10 protein-coding genes and 2 pseudogenes are annotated in these 15,618 nt (G+C 70.0%); 4 read left to right on the forward strand and 8 right to left on the reverse strand.

Translation table 11 applies throughout. The features are described 5' to 3' along the window. Positions 1-366: 366 nt before the first annotated feature. From JL475_RS32740 to JL475_RS32770, 7 genes are all read right to left on the reverse strand, one after another. Positions 367-966 carry an ATP/GTP-binding protein gene (locus JL475_RS32740; RefSeq protein ID WP_202281835.1) on the reverse strand — a complete coding sequence of 200 codons (600 nt, stop codon included), beginning with the start codon at positions 964-966 and terminating at the stop codon, positions 367-369. Then, a complete protein-coding gene (locus JL475_RS32745; RefSeq protein WP_202281836.1) occupies positions 947-1,321 on the reverse strand; it encodes a DUF742 domain-containing protein in 375 nt (124 codons plus the stop codon). Before JL475_RS32745 ends, JL475_RS32740 begins: the two co-directional genes overlap by 20 nt. Next, positions 1,314-1,745, reverse strand: a complete 432-nt coding sequence (locus JL475_RS32750; RefSeq protein WP_202281837.1) for a roadblock/LC7 domain-containing protein — start codon at positions 1,743-1,745, stop codon at positions 1,314-1,316. Before JL475_RS32750 ends, JL475_RS32745 begins: the two co-directional genes overlap by 8 nt. 53 nt (positions 1,746-1,798) lie before the next feature. Continuing rightward, positions 1,799-4,408, reverse strand: a complete 2,610-nt coding sequence (locus JL475_RS32755; protein ID WP_202281838.1) for a nitrate- and nitrite sensing domain-containing protein — start codon at positions 4,406-4,408, stop codon at positions 1,799-1,801. Positions 4,409-4,627: 219 nt separating this feature from the next. Next, the gene (locus JL475_RS32760) at positions 4,628-5,812 is read right to left on the reverse strand and encodes an NAD(P)/FAD-dependent oxidoreductase (RefSeq protein ID WP_202281839.1); all 1,185 of its coding nucleotides are present in this window, start codon (positions 5,810-5,812) and stop codon (positions 4,628-4,630) included. 68 nt (positions 5,813-5,880) lie between these two features. Next, positions 5,881-7,413, reverse strand: coding sequence for an amino acid adenylation domain-containing protein (locus JL475_RS32765; protein ID WP_202281840.1), 1,533 nt, complete (start codon positions 7,411-7,413; stop codon positions 5,881-5,883). Next, positions 7,410-9,347, reverse strand: coding sequence for a polyketide synthase (locus JL475_RS32770; RefSeq protein ID WP_202281841.1), 1,938 nt, complete (start codon positions 9,345-9,347; stop codon positions 7,410-7,412). The genes JL475_RS32765 and JL475_RS32770 overlap by 4 nt, the downstream gene beginning before the upstream one ends. Before the next feature lie 574 nt (positions 9,348-9,921). Here JL475_RS32770 and JL475_RS32775 point away from each other — a divergent pair. The 3 genes and pseudogenes from JL475_RS32775 to JL475_RS32785 all read left to right on the forward strand — a co-directional run. After that, a complete protein-coding gene (locus JL475_RS32775) occupies positions 9,922-10,917 on the forward strand; it encodes a GAF domain-containing protein (protein WP_202281842.1) in 996 nt (331 codons plus the stop codon). A 240-nt stretch (positions 10,918-11,157) separates the two neighbouring features. Continuing rightward, a complete protein-coding gene (locus JL475_RS32780; protein WP_202281843.1) occupies positions 11,158-11,964 on the forward strand; it encodes a tetratricopeptide repeat protein in 807 nt (268 codons plus the stop codon). Positions 11,965-12,195: 231 nt separating this feature from the next. Next, positions 12,196-13,484 (forward strand): annotated as a pseudogene (locus JL475_RS32785) (IS701 family transposase); the annotation flags it as partial. Positions 13,485-13,631: 147 nt separating this feature from the next. Here the strand turns inward: JL475_RS32785 and JL475_RS32790 are convergent. After that, positions 13,632-13,988: a hypothetical protein gene (locus tag JL475_RS32790; RefSeq protein ID WP_202281857.1), complete on the reverse strand. Its 357-nt coding sequence runs from the start codon at positions 13,986-13,988 to the stop codon at positions 13,632-13,634. 213 nt (positions 13,989-14,201) lie between these two features. Between JL475_RS32790 and JL475_RS32795 the strand changes: the two are divergent. Next, positions 14,202-15,536 (forward strand): annotated as a pseudogene (locus tag JL475_RS32795) (IS256 family transposase). Positions 15,537-15,618: the final 82 nt, after the last annotated feature.

The raw sequence follows: 15,618 nt of genomic DNA on the forward strand, positions 1-15,618 counted from the left end.
GGACCGGCGCCTGCTCGATATGCGGCCAACCCGCACCTGCCCCCGAACCCCACCACAGGACCTAACAAAGCCCTACTAGGATGTTGTGGTGGGGCAACGTCACCGGCCGTTGGCAGGTCATGGACGGGAGAACGTGTGCGCCCCGGCCGGCGAGGGCGCCGGCCGGGTCCGCAGACGAAGAAGTGTGGTCGTGAAGGCCGTTCACGGCGAGCGCCCCGATCACGCGGCGTCGAGGGCCCATATCACTCTGACTGCGAGAATGTGCTCCCGTCGTCTGGCAGGGAACGCGTCATGCTCGGCCACGCGAGCCCAGTAGTGCCCGGCGTCGTACGCCCCGGCCGTCCACGGCGCTCTCCCAGGCTGTGATCATCTCGTCAGTGGGCTCACCGGAGTCCGGCCGGCGGCGCGGGCACGTGCCGTCTGCAGGACCGCGAGGAGAACCTGCTTGCTGGAGTCCCTGTGCCGGACGTCGCACAGGACGACCGGGGTGGTCGGATCCAGGGCCAGGGCCGACCGCACTTGTTCGGCCGTGCAGTCGCGCTGCCCATGGAAGCAGTTGACGCCCACGGCGAACGGGATGTCGCGCTCCTCGAAGAAGTCGATGGAGGCGAACGAGGATTCCAGTCGCCGTGTGTCGGCGAGGACGACCGCGCCGAGGGCTCCCATGGCCAGGTCGTCCCACATGAACCAGAAGCGGTCCTGGCCGGGCGTACCGAACAGGTAGAGCACCATGTCGGGTGCGATGGTGATGCGGCCGAAGTCCATCGCCACCGTCGTCGACGACTTACCCTCCACACCGGACAGGTCGTCGACGCCGAGACTCGCCTCGGTCATGCGTTCCTCCGTCTCCAGCGGAGGAACCTCGCTCACCGAGCCGACCATGGTTGTTTTGCCCACGCCGAATCCGCCCGCAATGAGTATCTTCAGTGCGGTCGGCATGACCGGCTCAGAGCCGACGGATACCATCCATCACCCTTTCGATGAGTTCCACGCTCGGCTGGCTCTCCCGCCCGGGTGGTGACTGAACGAGGATCAGCGAGGCCTCGAGGAGGTCACCGCACAGGACCTTCACCACGCTCACGGGCAGGTCGAGGAAGGCGGCGATCTCGGCGAGGGCCAAGGCGCGGTCCCGGCAGAGGTCGAGGATCTGGGCCGCTTCCGGCTCCAGATGCCCGGCTTCGGATCCCTCCGTGGACCGCGCGACGACCAGCGTGATCAGTGTGAACGCGTGCTGGCTGTGGCGGGTTCGGCCGCCGGTGATGGCGTAGGGCCGTAAATAGCGCCCGGCCTCTGGGCCGTCACGCCACCGCGGTTCACGCATCCCGGAAGGGGCCTTCCGATGTCGACGGCACGCGAGGTGCCGCCGACAGGTACTGGCCCACCTGCTTGACGAGTGTGCCCATCTCGTAGGCCATCATCCCGACGTCCACTTCCTGCGTGGCGAGTGACGCCAGCCGTGCGCCTTTGCCCGCTGCCGTGACGAAGAGGAACGCCTTCTCCATCTGAATGACGGTCTGCTGGACCAACCCGCTGTGGAAGTGGCGTGCGGCGCCGCGGGCAAGGCTGTGGACACCCGAGGCCACGGCGGACAGGTGCTCGGCGTCGTCACGGAGCAGGTCCTTGGACTTGCCGATCAGGAGGCCGTCCCCGGTGAGCACAATGGCGCATCGTATCTCCGGAATCCGGTCCACCAGGGCATCAAGGAGCCAGTCCAGTTGAGGTCCGGTGTGTACCTGCTCAGTCATTGAGAATACGTTCCTCACGGTTCGTGGGCAGTGGGTCCTGCCGCGTTGTCCTGCTACCCGTGCGCACCGGGCGACTCGTCGTCCTGGGCAGTCCAGGCCTGCTTGAGCCCTTGGTGAATGGCACTCATCGCGCGGGCCGACGCGGCCGGGGAGATCGTTTCCTCGGCCTCGTACCGGTCGTCGGCCTGCGTCGCGTCTTTGCGAAGCTGCTGCGCCAGGCTGACTCCCTTGACTCGTTGCGGCAGGACCGACGGTGTGGTCAGCGGACGGGACGTGTCCCTCACGGGAGCATGTCCGGAGGGGGCGGGATCGACTCTGGCGGACGCGGGCCCGGGCTGCCCGGGCTGTTTGTCGCGCCGCGGCAGATCCGACTGCCCGGTCCCGGCAGCGGGGTGTCCCGCGCGCGTGGCCGGTCGCTCCGCCCGGGGGTCACGCGGGGCGGGGGAGGAAGTCCCCGCTGGGTGGGGCACCCACTCGCCGGGGTCGGAAGCCGGTGGTACCGGATGGTCCGACGCTGGGGGCAACAGGCCTGCACCTCCGTACTCGGGAAAACCGCTGTTGTCCGACAGTCGCGTGTGGGTGATGACGTCGCCCGCCGCGACGGGGATCCCACCCGCACCCGTCAGCGCCTCTTGGTGCACGACGGTCGGGTCGTTGGGGGGTGCCAGTGGTGCGTCGGCCCGGTCCTGAAGAGTCCGCCCCGCAGCGACGGTCGACTCGAGCTGGTCGAGAACGGGCGCGGAGACACCCTCCAGCAGGCCGGAGGGCACGATCACCACGGCCATGGTCCCGCCGTAATCGGACTCGCGCAGGACGACCTTGATGCCGTGCCGTTCGGCGAGCCGCGCCACCACGAAGTGTCCCAGGCGGGGATCCTCGCCCAGAGCCGTCATGTCGACCTGGGGCGGGCGGGCGAGGAGGTCGTTCGCGCGGTCACGCTGGTCCGGTTGCATACCGAGGCCCTGATCCTCGACGTGCAATGCCAGGCCCTTCCCCACCCGCTGCGCGCTGACGATCACCTGGGTGTCCGGGGGGGAGAAGCTGGTGCCGTTCTCGATCAGTTCCGCGAGTAGGTGCGTCACGTCCGCGACGGCCCTGCCGCTGATGGCCAGCCGCCGGTCGGCCGGCGTGTTCTTCACCCTGACCCGGGTGTATTTCTCGGTCTCCGAGACGGCGCTGCGCATCACGTCGGTGACCGGGACGGGCGGGATCATACGGCGGTTGGGCGCGGCGCCGCTGAGGATCATCAGGTTCTCCGTGTGCCGACGCACACGGGTGGCCAGGTGGTCGATCCGGAAGATATCCTTGAGCAGGTCCGAGTCCTCGTGCTTGCGCTCGAGGTCGTCCAGCTGCGAGATCAGACGGTGAATCAGGATCTGGGCACGGCGGATGAGTTGGGCAACGACTTTCTCCGTTCCTGCGCGCCCCTGGGACTGCCGCAGCGTGGAGTCTGCGGCAACCCGCACCAGTTGGTCGATGGCCGCGGAGAGCTGTCCGAACTCGTCGGGCGTCGGGTCGGGGTGGGAGGCGAGTACGGCCAGGTCCATCCGCTCACCGCGCGCGGTGCGGGCCAGGATGTCGGGCAGCCCGGTCGCCGCCAGCTGTTGCGTGCTGGAACGGATCCCGGAGAGACGGTCGGCCGTGGAACGACAGGCGCGCAGGGCCAGCACGGCACCGCCGGCCAGGGCCGCCAGCGTGGCGGCCGTTCCCAGGAGGGTGGCCAGCATCAGCTCGTCGGCCTGGTCCGTGGCGTGACCGGCCAGGGCGTCCAAAGAGTCGGTGCCCAGTTCCTGGAAGCCGCCGACCACGCCGTCGGCTGCCGGCGTCCAGGACGTGGCCTGTCGCGGCAAGGAGTCGCCCTGACCTCCGCTGACGGCCCGCTCGACCGCACGCACGGTGCTCCACTGGGCGCTTTTGGTGATGTGCCCGTACGTGGTGGCCGTGTCTCCGGGAAGGTCCTGGGTGGTCAGGCCCGCCCGGACGGCGTTCTGGGCGGCCAGGTATTGGGAGAAGCGGGCGCGGTCCGCGGTGGTCATCCGGCCGCCCGGCAGGGCACCGGCAAGAAGGGCGTCCTCACGCGCGAGCATTTCCGTGACGCGTGCCAGAGCGATGGTGGCAGAGCCGCCGCGGTCGAGTTCCCCGTCGTCACTGCGAACAGCCGCGGTGAGCAGGGAGAGCCCTTGGGAGAGGGTGTCGGTGAAGTACGCGAGGGTGTCGGCGGCCGGCAGCTTCCGTGCGTCGACGGCATCGCGCTGGTCCGCCAGCGGTTCCAGCGCGCCGTCGAGCTCCCGGGTCTTCGCGCGGAGGTCCGCCGAGTCCAGAGCGGACGTGCCACGGCGGAACCGGGTGATGGCGGCGTCGGTCTTCCCGCGGGCCGCGTCGAGGTCCTCGCGGGCGGAGCCGGTGCGGTCGGCCTGCCAGATCGCGGTGAGCCGGCGCTCGTCCTGCAGCCGCGACAGCACCTCCTGGACCGGGCGGACGGCGGATATGTGGTCGGCGTCGGTGTGCAGTTGGATTTGCTCGTCGATGAGCTCGGCCGCCGTGTATCCCCACAGTCCGCCCAGACAGACGGCGGGAACGAGGAGCGGTACGACGAACGAGGGTCGCAGAGTTCTGCGAGGGGCCGAGCGGTGACGTGGCCGCCGGTCGCGGGTGCCTGGCATCTGTTTCCTCGTGCAGCAGCGGTACACCGGTGTCTTGGGGAGCGCAGCGCCGACCGTCCTGCGCAGTGGCCTGGTAGCACACTGTGATCGAACATCGCACGAGCTGCACGGTATCAAGAGCGTCGCACAGCGTCACGCCACGCTTGATCAACTTTTAGGATTTTCACTAGAGTTACAAAGCCTCGCGCCACCCCGGCCGTCACGGGGCGGCGCACGGTCTCACAGCAGGGCGAGCAGTCTGGGGGTGTAGAGGGCGCCTGCGGAGGCGATTCCGGCCACCATGTCCAGGTAGATCGAAGTGAGTTCGGGGTCCGACTGCACGGCCCGCAGCAGGGACAGTCGCTGATCGTGCGGTTCCAGTCGGGCGACGCCCAGGGTGGCTTCGTAGCCCGGTGCGAGCTGTTTGTCCCGACCTTCGGCGAACCGGGCGAGTGCCGCGTCCAGTTGGGCCGGATCGTCGCCGAGTGTTCCCTGCAGTTCCCGCACCAGGCTCTCCGCCTGCCAGAAGGCGTCGCTGATACCGCGGGCCGTGATGGAGTCCTTGTGGTGACCGGCGTCGCCGACGAGGACCCAGCCGCGGCCGGTGGCCTGCCGGAAGAAGTTCTGCTGGTCGCCGCTGCCGCGCAGGCGTTCCACGGGCTCCTTGCCGCGCAGGCGTTCGTTCAGGGCGGGCGCGGTGGCGCGTATCTGCTCCTGGTAGGCGAGGCGGGCGTCGGTGCGGACCTCCTCGAAGCGGGACTGCGGGAAGTAAGCCAGGACGAGGGTCGCGTCGTCGTTGGTGGGCACGGCGGCCACCCAGCCGCCGGGCCGCTCGTACAACTCCAGATCGGCCGGCACATCCTTCCAGTACGTGTAGTAGGCGCACGTCAGTCGCGGGTCCCGCATGGTGTACGGCGCCGCCACCAGGCGGGCGACGGTCGAGCGCATGCCGTCCGCACCGACGACCAGGCGTGCACGTTCGGTGAAGATTCGGCCGCCGTGCCGGCCCTCGACGCCGACGACACGTCCTGCCTCGTCGCGCAGCAGGCCGGTCACCCGGCAGCGGTCGCGGAACTCGGCGCCCGCGGCGACCGCCGCGTCGACCAGGAGGGCGTCCAGGACGTGGCGCCGCGGAGCGAATCCCGCGCGGTGTCCTTCCACGCCGCGGGCGCATCCCTCGATGTGGATGTCGGCGACCTCGTAGATCGTGCGCGTCAGGGGCGGGCATCCCGAGGCGCGGACCTGGTCCAGCAGTCGCCAGCGGGCGAGCGCGGCGACGCCGGGCTGGTGGATCAGATGCGTGGAGAGGGTGTCGGAGCCGTGCGCCTCTTTGTCGGCAAGGAGTACCCGGTACCCCGCGCGGGCCAGCAACAGGGCGGTGGACGCGCCGGCGCAGCGCGCCCCCACCACGATGGCGTCGTACATGCGGATGCCTCACAAGGAACGTGGACCAGTAGGGGAAGGGGAAGCGGGGCACCGGCGGACGCAGGCGGTCATCGTGCGTGGCCGAGTTCGGTGAGCACGGCCCGGCGGTCGATCTTGCCGTTGGGGTTGAGCGGCAGCCGGTCCAGGGCGGCGATCCGGCGCGGCATCATGTACGGCGGCAGCCTGTCGCCGAGAGCCACGTACAGCCGGTCGGGATCGCAGCCGGGTCCGCTGACGGCGGCCTGGAGTTCCGGCTCGCCGTCGGCGGCGGGCACCGTGACGACGATCGCGTCACGCACCCCGGCCTGCTGCCGCAGCGCGGCCTCGATCTCCCCGAGTTCGATCCGGTGACCGCGGATCTTGACCTGGTGGTCGGTACGGCCCAGATGGACCAGGTGGCCGTCCTGCACGGTGACGCGGTCCCCGGTCCGGTACCAGTACCGCTCCGGGAGCGAGCCGTCGCCGACCGGCCGCAGGTCGTCGGAGAGGAAGCGGCCTTCGTTGTGAGCCGGATCCAGGTATCCGGAGAACCGCAGCGGCCCGCGCACGCAGAGCTCGCCGCTGTCGCCCGGCCGGCCTTCCTCGTCGAGGAGCAGCAGGTCCAGGGACGGGTAGCAGGTCCCGATCGGAGCTGTGCCGTTGGGCGTGGGCGTCCAGTCGGTGATGTCGTCGGGGAACCGGTACGCGGTGCAGGAGATGGTCAGTTCCGTGGGCCCGTAGAGAACCTCCAGGCAGCTGTTCGCGGCGGCCTCGCGCCACTCGCGGGCCGCCTCGAGGGTGAGCGGCTCGCCGCCGAAGATGCTCCACCGCAGTGTCGGCATGCTGCCCGGTGCGAGCGTGCCGAGTCGGGAAGCGAAGGAGATCAGCGAGGGCACCGAGAACCAGTGCGTGAGACGCAGCTTGTTGACGGTGTTCACCGGGGAGAGCAACTGTTCACGCTCGGGCACGACCAGCGTGCCGCCGCCCGCCCAGGTGACGAACAGGTCGTGGAAGGCACCGTCGAAGGTCAGGTCGAAGCTCTGCGACAGACGGCTGCCCGGCCCGATGCCGTACCGGCCGGCGACCTGGTCCAGGTAGGCGCAGACGTTGCGGTGCCGGATCGGCACGCCCTTGGGGGCGCCGGTCGAACCGGAGGTGAAGATGATGTACGCGAGGTCGTCCGGGCCTGCCCGGCGGTGCGGTGCATCGGGTGCGGGCCCGGCGGTGAGGGTGGCCAGCTCGGCGGGCCCGGCCGCCTGCACGGGCACACCTAGGTCCACCGAGCCAGCCGGGCTCTCAGCCAGGACCAGGTCGAGGCCGGCCGCCGCGGCGATCCGGGCCGTGCGCGGGGCGGGGTGGTCGGGGTTGAGCGGCACGACCGCGGCACCGGCCCGCAGGATGGCGAGATACCCGGCGTAGGCGGTCACCGAACGGGCCGCGAGCAGCCCCACCCGTCGCGGGGCGCCGCCGACCGTGCCGGCCAGACGGGCGGCGAGCCGCTCCGCGAGGTCCAGCAGCTGCCCATAGGTCAGTTGTGTCCCAGCGACCTCCAGGGCCGTCTCGCCCGGATGCGCCGCGGCCGTACGGGCGAACCAGTCGTAGGCGGTACGCAGATCGCTCATCGGTCGACCGCCTGCAGCTGACGCGTCCACTGCCGCAGATCGCCGACCGTGCGCAGCCGGCCGAAGCCCTCCGGATCGACCTCCCGGCGGCATCGCTTGGCCAGCTCCACCGCGATCCGCAGCTTCGCCAGCGAGTCGATGCCGATGTCGGCGAGGGTAGAGGTGTCGTCGAAGCCGGTGCGCGCGTGCTCGCGCAGCACCCGGTCCGCCAGGTCGCCGACGCCGTCGTCGTGCTCCTCTCCGGGCCAGTAGCGCCGGGTCTGCCACGGGTACGCGGGCAGCGGCACAGGTCGGCCGGGTGCACCGAACACGGCGGCCCAGTCCGCGTCCTCACCCTTGCGATAACGGTCGGCGACGGCGGACAGGGGCCGGCCGTCCAGCTGCGGGGCACTGGTCAGCGCCTCCGCCAGCTCCTCGTGGCTGCGGCCGAGGACGGCCGTGCGGTGCGCGTGGTGCCCACGTCGGGCGAGGGCGGTGTAGCAGATGTCGCGCAGCGCGTACTGCGCCCCGGCGCCACCGGGGCGCAGCCAGGCGGCATAGGACCGGGTCAGCGCCTCGAGGGCCGCGGGGCTGTGGGCGGAGATCGCCAGCAGGTACGGGGTGCCGTCCTCGGCGAAGCCGGCAGGGGCGGCCGGGGGTTGTGCCTGCCGGAGCACCACGTGGGCGTTGAGGGCCGAGGAGCCCTGCCCGCCCACCCCGGCGACGGCCGCCCGGTCACGATCGGGCAGTTGCGTGAGTACGCGTGGCACGGCGAGCCGCAGCCCGTCCCAGTCGACCCGCGGATGGGGGGTGTCCAGGTGCAGGCTGGCCGGCACCTGGCCGTGCTCCAGACACAGCACCGCCTTGATCAGACCTGCCATGCCGCCGCCCGCCTCGGCGTGCCCGATGTTGGTCTTGACCGAGCCGACCAGCAACGGCCGGTCCGCGGGGCGGCCCGCGCCGAGGACCTGGCCGAGAGCGGTGAGCTCCAGGGGGTCGAGCGCGGGCGAGCCGGAGCCGTGCGCCTCGACGTAGTCGACGTCGGCGGGGTCCACCCCGGCGTCCTCGTACGCCCAGCGGAGCACGTCGACCTGCCCCTGCAGCGACGGGTTGAGGACCGTGTCGCTGGTGCGGCCGTCGTTGCCGACGGCACTGCCCCGGATGACGGCACGGATGCGGTCGCCGTCGGCCACCGCGTCGGCCAGCGGCTTGAGCACCAGGACCGCCACCGCGTCGCTGGGGGCGTACCCGTCCGCGCCCGCGTCGCCGAACTTGCTTCGCCCGTCATGTGCCAGGCCGCCGGAATGGCTGAGTACGAGACTCTCGTCCGGGCGGAGCGGGATGCTCACTCCGGCGGCCAGCGCCAGCGGGCTCTCCCCCGCCCGCAGGCTCTGCACGGCCTGGTGCACGGCGACCAGCGACGACGAGCAGGCCGTGTCCACCACGACGCTGGGGCCACGGAAGTCGAAGAAGTGGGACAGGCGAGCGGGCAGCAGCGAACGGAAGTTGTTCAGGTGGGCGGCCGTGATGGACTCCTGGCCGCGTCGGAGGGCGAGTTCCAGGTAGTCGGCGCGGGAGTTGCCGACGAAGACCCCGGTCCGGCTGCCCGCCAGCAGGTCGGGCCGCTGGCCGGCGTCCTCCAGCGCGTCCCAGGCCGTCATCAACAACAGCCTTTGTTGAGGGTCGAGTTCGGTGGCCTCAGAGGAGGACATGGTGAAGAACTCGGCGTCGAACTCGGCGACGCCGTCGACATAGCCCGCGCGGCGGGCGGCTATTCGCTCCCGCCCGGATGCCTGCTGGGCCTCTACGTCGTACCGGTCAGCGGGCGTCTCGCTGGTGGCGTCCACACCCCCACGCAGCAGAGCCCACAGCTCGTCGGGCCCTGACGCACCGGGAAGTCGGCAGGCCATGCCGATCACCGCCACCGACCGAGCGTCCACGTCGGACCTGTTCATTGAGAGCACTCCGTTCCATGCGATCGCCACTGTCCGTACGTTATGGCGTAGTTGACCTTGCTCCAACGTCACTGCCGTACCTACGGGAGTTCTTGTCGGTGGTGCCACCATGCCTGGTCAGGGCGGCCCTCGCCCCACTGGGGGTCGTCGGCGCGTCCAGGCCGACGATGTGAGCGCGCCTCACACCCGCCGCCGGCTCAGCCGGGGTTTGCACAGGGGGTGGCATACGGGCCCGCACCACCCCAGGATCGAAGACAGTTCGGATGTCGTGTGCCATGTCGACCGAGACGCGGCGGTGTCGAAAACAAGCCCATCGCATGATTGTTAGGTACGAAATCATTTCGGTTCCACGGCGTTCAGCGAATGACGGGAAGTGATCGCTGCTGGTTCAAACATCCAAAAAAGTGGACAGAATCTCAGACTGGGCACCTGCCGACCGCTCCGAAGGGCTGCCGTGGTCGTGCGCTGCATCAAGTACGGGCGGCCACTGAGAGGTTGACGTGGCGACTGGGGCAGGGAAGGTGCTGTGAAGGGGTGACCCATCGGAGCCGGATCTCTGCTTTGATCGGATCTCATGGAATCCCTGTCATCCGAACACGATCGCCTCGCCGCCGAGCAGAGGACGCAGCGGCTGAGGATTCTCGGCCTTAATGCGGTCGAGGCGGAAGCGACGTTTGACCGCATTGCCCGACTCGCGGCAAGTTTCACCCACTCCCCGTTGGCCATGGTCAACTTCGTCAACGACGAACGGCAGATGTTCCGCGGCATGTATGTGCCCACCTCCCCCGAGGACACCGCGGATGCCGACGGCGTCACCATTCCCTTCGATCTGACCAACGTCGCCCGCGAGGCACCGGGCGACTACGGCTTCTGCCCCCACGTGGTCGCCCAACAGACCCAGCTTGCCCTGGACGACGTCTTCGACTACCCGCGCTTCAAGGGAAACCCCTTGGTCAACGACCTGGGCGTGCGTTCCTACCTGGGTACTCCGCTGCGCGACAACACCGGCATGATTCTCGGCACCGTGTGCGTCGCGGACTTCCGGCCCCGCGCCTGGGACCGCCACCTGAAGCAGGGCATGCACGAACTCACGGAGACCCTGCTGTCCGAATTCCGGCTGCGCGACAGCCTGCTCGCCCAGCAGCAGGAACTGTTCGCGGTGTTCGACGGGGCACCGTTCCCCATCATGCTCACCGAGGGCCCCGAGCATATGCTGCGCTACGCCAACGGCAAGCAGGGCCATGCCTTCGGCATGATCCGCCAGTTCACCCCGGGCCGGCTGGCCCTGCCCGGCCTCGAGACGGTGGGCGTCTTCAACGCGATGGACGACGCGCTCAGCACGGGCCGAACCACCACGTTGCCTCAGGTATCGCTCAGGACGTTCGACTCACCGACTCCGCAGCACTTCAGCTTCCTGTGCACACCGGTGCGCACCTCCCCCGGCGCGCCGTTCAAAGGCGTGCTCACGGTAGCCATGAGTTCTGCGGGGCAGAGCTACGGCGCCGAGCCACAGGCCTTCTCCAGCAACGTCCAGCAGCAGTTCGAACGACTGGGCGGAGGGCCACTGTAGGACCGCGTGCCCTGATGATGGGCGCGATCCCCCGCAGGGCTCCGGGTCACGACCGTGGGCGGGCCCTGAAGGGGGCCCCTGCCCCTTACCGTCGCTGCCCGGTCGGGTCGGGTCCCAGTGCTGTCCACCACCGGCCCTGGCGGTCCGCCCGGCACGGCGATTCCCCGACCGCTGTCCCCGCCGCGACGGGGGCCCCCGCACCCACCCCGGTACCCGATCACGCGTGGAGGACCAACCGCGATGACCGCGCCTTCCCCGGACGACCACTTCCGAAAGGCCCAACTTTCTTTCACGCATGGTGATTTCATCACCTCAATACGCCTCTACGGGCAGATCCTGGACCGTCCGCCCGCCGGACCGGACTCCGAGGACCCAGACACCCTGCAGGCCCGCGCCGACTATGCGCTCGCACTGAACGGGCTCGCCTGCCATACCCGCGGCGAAGTCCAGCTGCAACACGCCCTCCAGGGACAGACGTGCCTCCTCGGCCCCGCCCATCCAGCCACCCTGACGACGATGGCCCGTCTGGCCGACAACATCGGCGAGCAGCGCCGGAGCGCAGCATCCTACGAACTCGCCCGCACCGCCGTCGACCGCGCATTCCGTGCGCTGGACGCCAACCACCCCGCGGCACTCACCGCCCGTCTCAGCCTGGGTCGCGCCCTGTCCCTCACCCGGCCGTACGAGGCCGAGCCCGTCGTACGCGCCGCTCTGGGGGACATCGACCGGGTGCTCGGCTCCGGACACCGCGACAGCTGGGCGGCACACCACCTCCTGCTGGGGGTTCTGCGCACCGTGGGCAAGCTGGCCGAGGCGGACGCTGTCGCCCGGGAGGTGATCGCCGTGCGGCGCCGACACCAGGGCGCCACCCATCCGTACACGCTCAGAGCCCAGGCCGACCTGGCACTGGTCCTGTGTGCCGCCGGCCGCAGGGGGCAAGCGCGGGCGCTGATGCAGACGGTGGTGGACGTCAGCACAGATGTTCTGGGGACGGAGCACCCGTTCACCATGCGCTTCCGGGTCGAATGCGAGGGGGTCGCCGGGTAGCGCGCTTGTCTGACCAGGACGGAGTCCGAGACGGGAAGCCGTCCGGAACAGAAAGATCGTCGGCGGCGCCCTCCACCGCCCACCTGGTCGGGCTCGATTCCGGCAGCACCGGGACCCGAAAGCCTATACGGCGCCGCAGTAGACGATCCTGGGAACATGAGGATCGAGGTCCTAGCAGGACTCCGTTAGGTGTCATTTGCCGGTTGTATCCGTCCGCGGCACGGTGGACGGATGGACATGCGGCAAGTAGAGGGCTTGCGGGCGGAGTTAGCCGGGTTCGTGGCGGACGTTTTCGCCTCGGTGCTGCGACGGGACCAGCGGGCGAAGGGCGACTGCTACCTGCGGGGACTGATGCCGGACGGGCGGCGCAAGCCGATCCAGCCGATGGCGGAGCGACTGCCGGACGGCAACGAGCAGAACCTGCAGCAGTTCGTGAACCGGTCGCCGTGGGACCCGGTGCCGGTGCGGCGGCGGATCGCCGAGCGGACGGTGCCGCTGATCGGCCCGGATGCCTGGGCGGTCGACGACGTGCCCTTTCCCAGGGACGGGAAGATGTCGGTCGCCGTCGCGCACCAGTACCGCGGTGCGCCGGGCAAGCAGGCGAACTGCCAGGTCGCGGTCAGCGTGCACGCGGTCACCGGCGCTGCCTCGTGCCCGCCCAGCTGGCGGCTGTTCCTGCCGCAGGAGTGGGCGGAGGATGCCGGCCGGCGGCCCCGGGCCGGCGTCCCCAGGGACGTCGGGCACCGGGAGAAGCGGCGGCCGGCCCTGGACGAACTGGCCGGGTGGCAACTGGTGCCGCCGGTCGTGGTGGCCGACGCCGGCTACGGTCAGAACGCCGACTTCCGGGACGGTCTGGCCGAGCGCGGGACTGCGTATGTGGTCGGCGTCCGTGGCGATGTGGCCGTCCAGCCGCATGGCGCGGTCCCCGCCGCCCCGCCCCGCCCCGCCCCGGTCCGGCAACGGCCGCAAGCCCCAGCCCCGCTACCGGCAGCCGCCCGTGGCGGTGGCGGAGCTCGCGGCCGACGCCGGACCGGCGGCCTTTCGCGAGGTGACCTGGCGGGAGGGCTCCCGCTCCCCGATGACCTCCCGCTTCCTTACGGTGCGGGCCCGGCCGGCCGGGGTGCGCTCGCGCCGGCCGGCTCAGGCCGCCGCGGTCGCCGAGCACGGCCAGTGGGACGGCGTCCTGCCCGAGGTGTGGCTGCTGGCCGAGTGGGTCGCCGGTGACAGCAGGCCGACCCGGTTCTGGCTGTCCAACCTGCCCAACGACGTCCCGACCGCCGACCTGGTCCGCCTGGCCAAGATCCGCTGGCGGATCGAGCACGACTACCGGGAACTCAAGCACGGCCTGGGCCTGGACCACTTCGAAGGCCGTTCCTGGAACGGCTGGCACCACCACGCCACCCTGGTCACCGCCGCCCACGCCTTCCTCACCGTCTTCCGAGCCGGCGAACACGCCCGACACCCCGCGCCGGACGGGCTCATCCCGCTCACCTGCAACAAGATTCAGCGACTGTTCACGACCCTTGTCGTCCGACCCGCCCACGACACGGCCCACCGGCTCCGCTGGTCCCGGTGGCGACGCCGCCACCGGGGCCGGGCCCAAGCCGGTCACTACCGGCGACAAGCCGGGCATCAGACATGAAGAACATCTCTTCGGGGCTGGCGTACTACTGCCGGGCCAGGACGTCAATCTCCTCGACAACCGCCCAGTTCACCTCAACAGGGGCCTGTTCCAACATCTGGAACAACTGTTGCTCAAGGCCCGCGTCGGTGCCGTGGGACAGGGAGAACAGGTGGGTGAATCGCGCGAACCAGAAGTACCGGTTATAGAAGAGGGTGACGCCGGAGAGCGCCGCCTCCTTGGCGATCAGGGAGGACATGTGGGTGAGCAGCCAGTAGTGCCGGAACGCCGGACCGTAGCTCACGTTGTCGACATCGACCGAGACCGGCCGTTGCCACAGGTCGGCCCTGACGGATGCCTCCCCCGAGGCGAGGATCTCCTCTGAAACCAAGATCGCCGCCACGCTCATTAGCGCTTCCCGGACATCATCTCGTGCTCCGATCCCCCACCTCGTCGACGAGCACACGCTACCGGGTCGTGCCTCCCTGTGGACTGCGGCACCGCGCGGTCGTGAAGACTCCCCACCTTGTGTGGCGGCCGCACCGGCCCCGTCACGCACAGGAGATCAGGGTCTGTACGGTGAGCGGTGTGACTCCCGAGCTGGAAGCGACAGTTGATGACTGACGTGACGCGTGACATCGAGGCCGGGGAGGCCGCTGTGGGTGCGACGGGCACCGTGGATGACGGGCTGGTCGCCGAGTTGGTGGCCCGGGCCCAGGCCGGTGGGGTGAAGCTCACCGGCGAGGGCGGCCTGTCCCCGGAGGGGGCAACCCCCAGCAGCAGTTGACCAAGCGGGTGCCGGAGTCCGCCCTGGAGGGCGAGCTCACTGATCATCTGGGGCACGAGCCCGGCGAGCGGGCCGAGGGCGGTCGGGAGAACTACCGCAACGGGCACCGGTCCAAGACGGTGATCACCGAGTCGGGGCCGGTCGAGATCGCGGTGCCGCGGGACCGGGCCGGGTCGTTCGAGCCGCAGCTGGTCAAAAAGCGCCGGCGGCGTCTGGGCGGGGTGGACGAGATGGTCCTGTCGCTGTCGGCGAAAGGGCTGACGCATGGGGAGCTCTCCGCACATCTCGCCGAGGTGTACGGCGCGGAGGTCTCCAAGTCCACGATCTCCACGATCACCGACAGCGTGATGGCCGGCATGACGGAATGGCAGAACCGTCCGCTGGACAGCGTCTACCCCGTGGTCTTCATCGACTGCGTGAACGTGAAGGTCAGGGACGGGCACGTCGCCAACCGGCCTGTCTGCATGGCGGTGGCGGTCACCGCCGAGGGGCACCGGGGCATCCTGGGCCTGTGGATCGGCGACGGCGGTGAAGGCGCGAAGTACTGGCTTCAGGTCCTGACCGAGATCAAGAATCGCGGCGCGGCCGATGTCCTGATGCTGGTCTGTGACGGCCTGAGTGGTCTCCCGGACGCCGTGAACACCGTCTGGCCTGCGACGATCGTCCAGACCTGCGTCGTTCACCTGCTGAGGAACAGCTTCCGTTACGCGGCCCGGCAGGACTGGGAGAAGATCGCGAAGGCGCTCAGGCCCGGCTGCACCGCGCCGACCGAGGAGGTCGCCCTGGAGCGGTGCGTGGAGTTCACCGACGCCTGGGGCGGGAAGTATCCGGCGATCGTCCGGCTCTGGGAGGCGGCCTGGGTGGGGTGCCCCCGGACGAAGTCTGGGGGGAGAGTTCGTGCCCTTTCTCCAGTTCGACGTGGAGATCCGCAAGATCGTGTGCACCACCGACGCGATCGAGAGCATCAACGCGCGGATCCGCAAGGCCGTGAGGGCCCGGGGACACTTCCCCACCGACCAGGCCGCCCTCAAGTGCGTCTACCTGGCCGTCATGAGCCTGGACCCGACCGGCACCGGACGCAAGCGCTGGACCATGCGCTGGAAGGCCGCGCTCCAGGCATTCGACATCACCTTCGACGGCCGGCTCACCGCCGGACGACGCTGAAGAAATCCGACCGAGTTCCACCGTTCGCTACACAGACCCGACCAGCGCCGCAGCGTGATCACCACGACTTTGAATCAGCCCT

The organism is Streptomyces sp. M2CJ-2 (assembly GCF_016757295.1).
Lineage (GTDB): Bacteria > Actinomycetota > Actinomycetes > Streptomycetales > Streptomycetaceae > Streptomyces.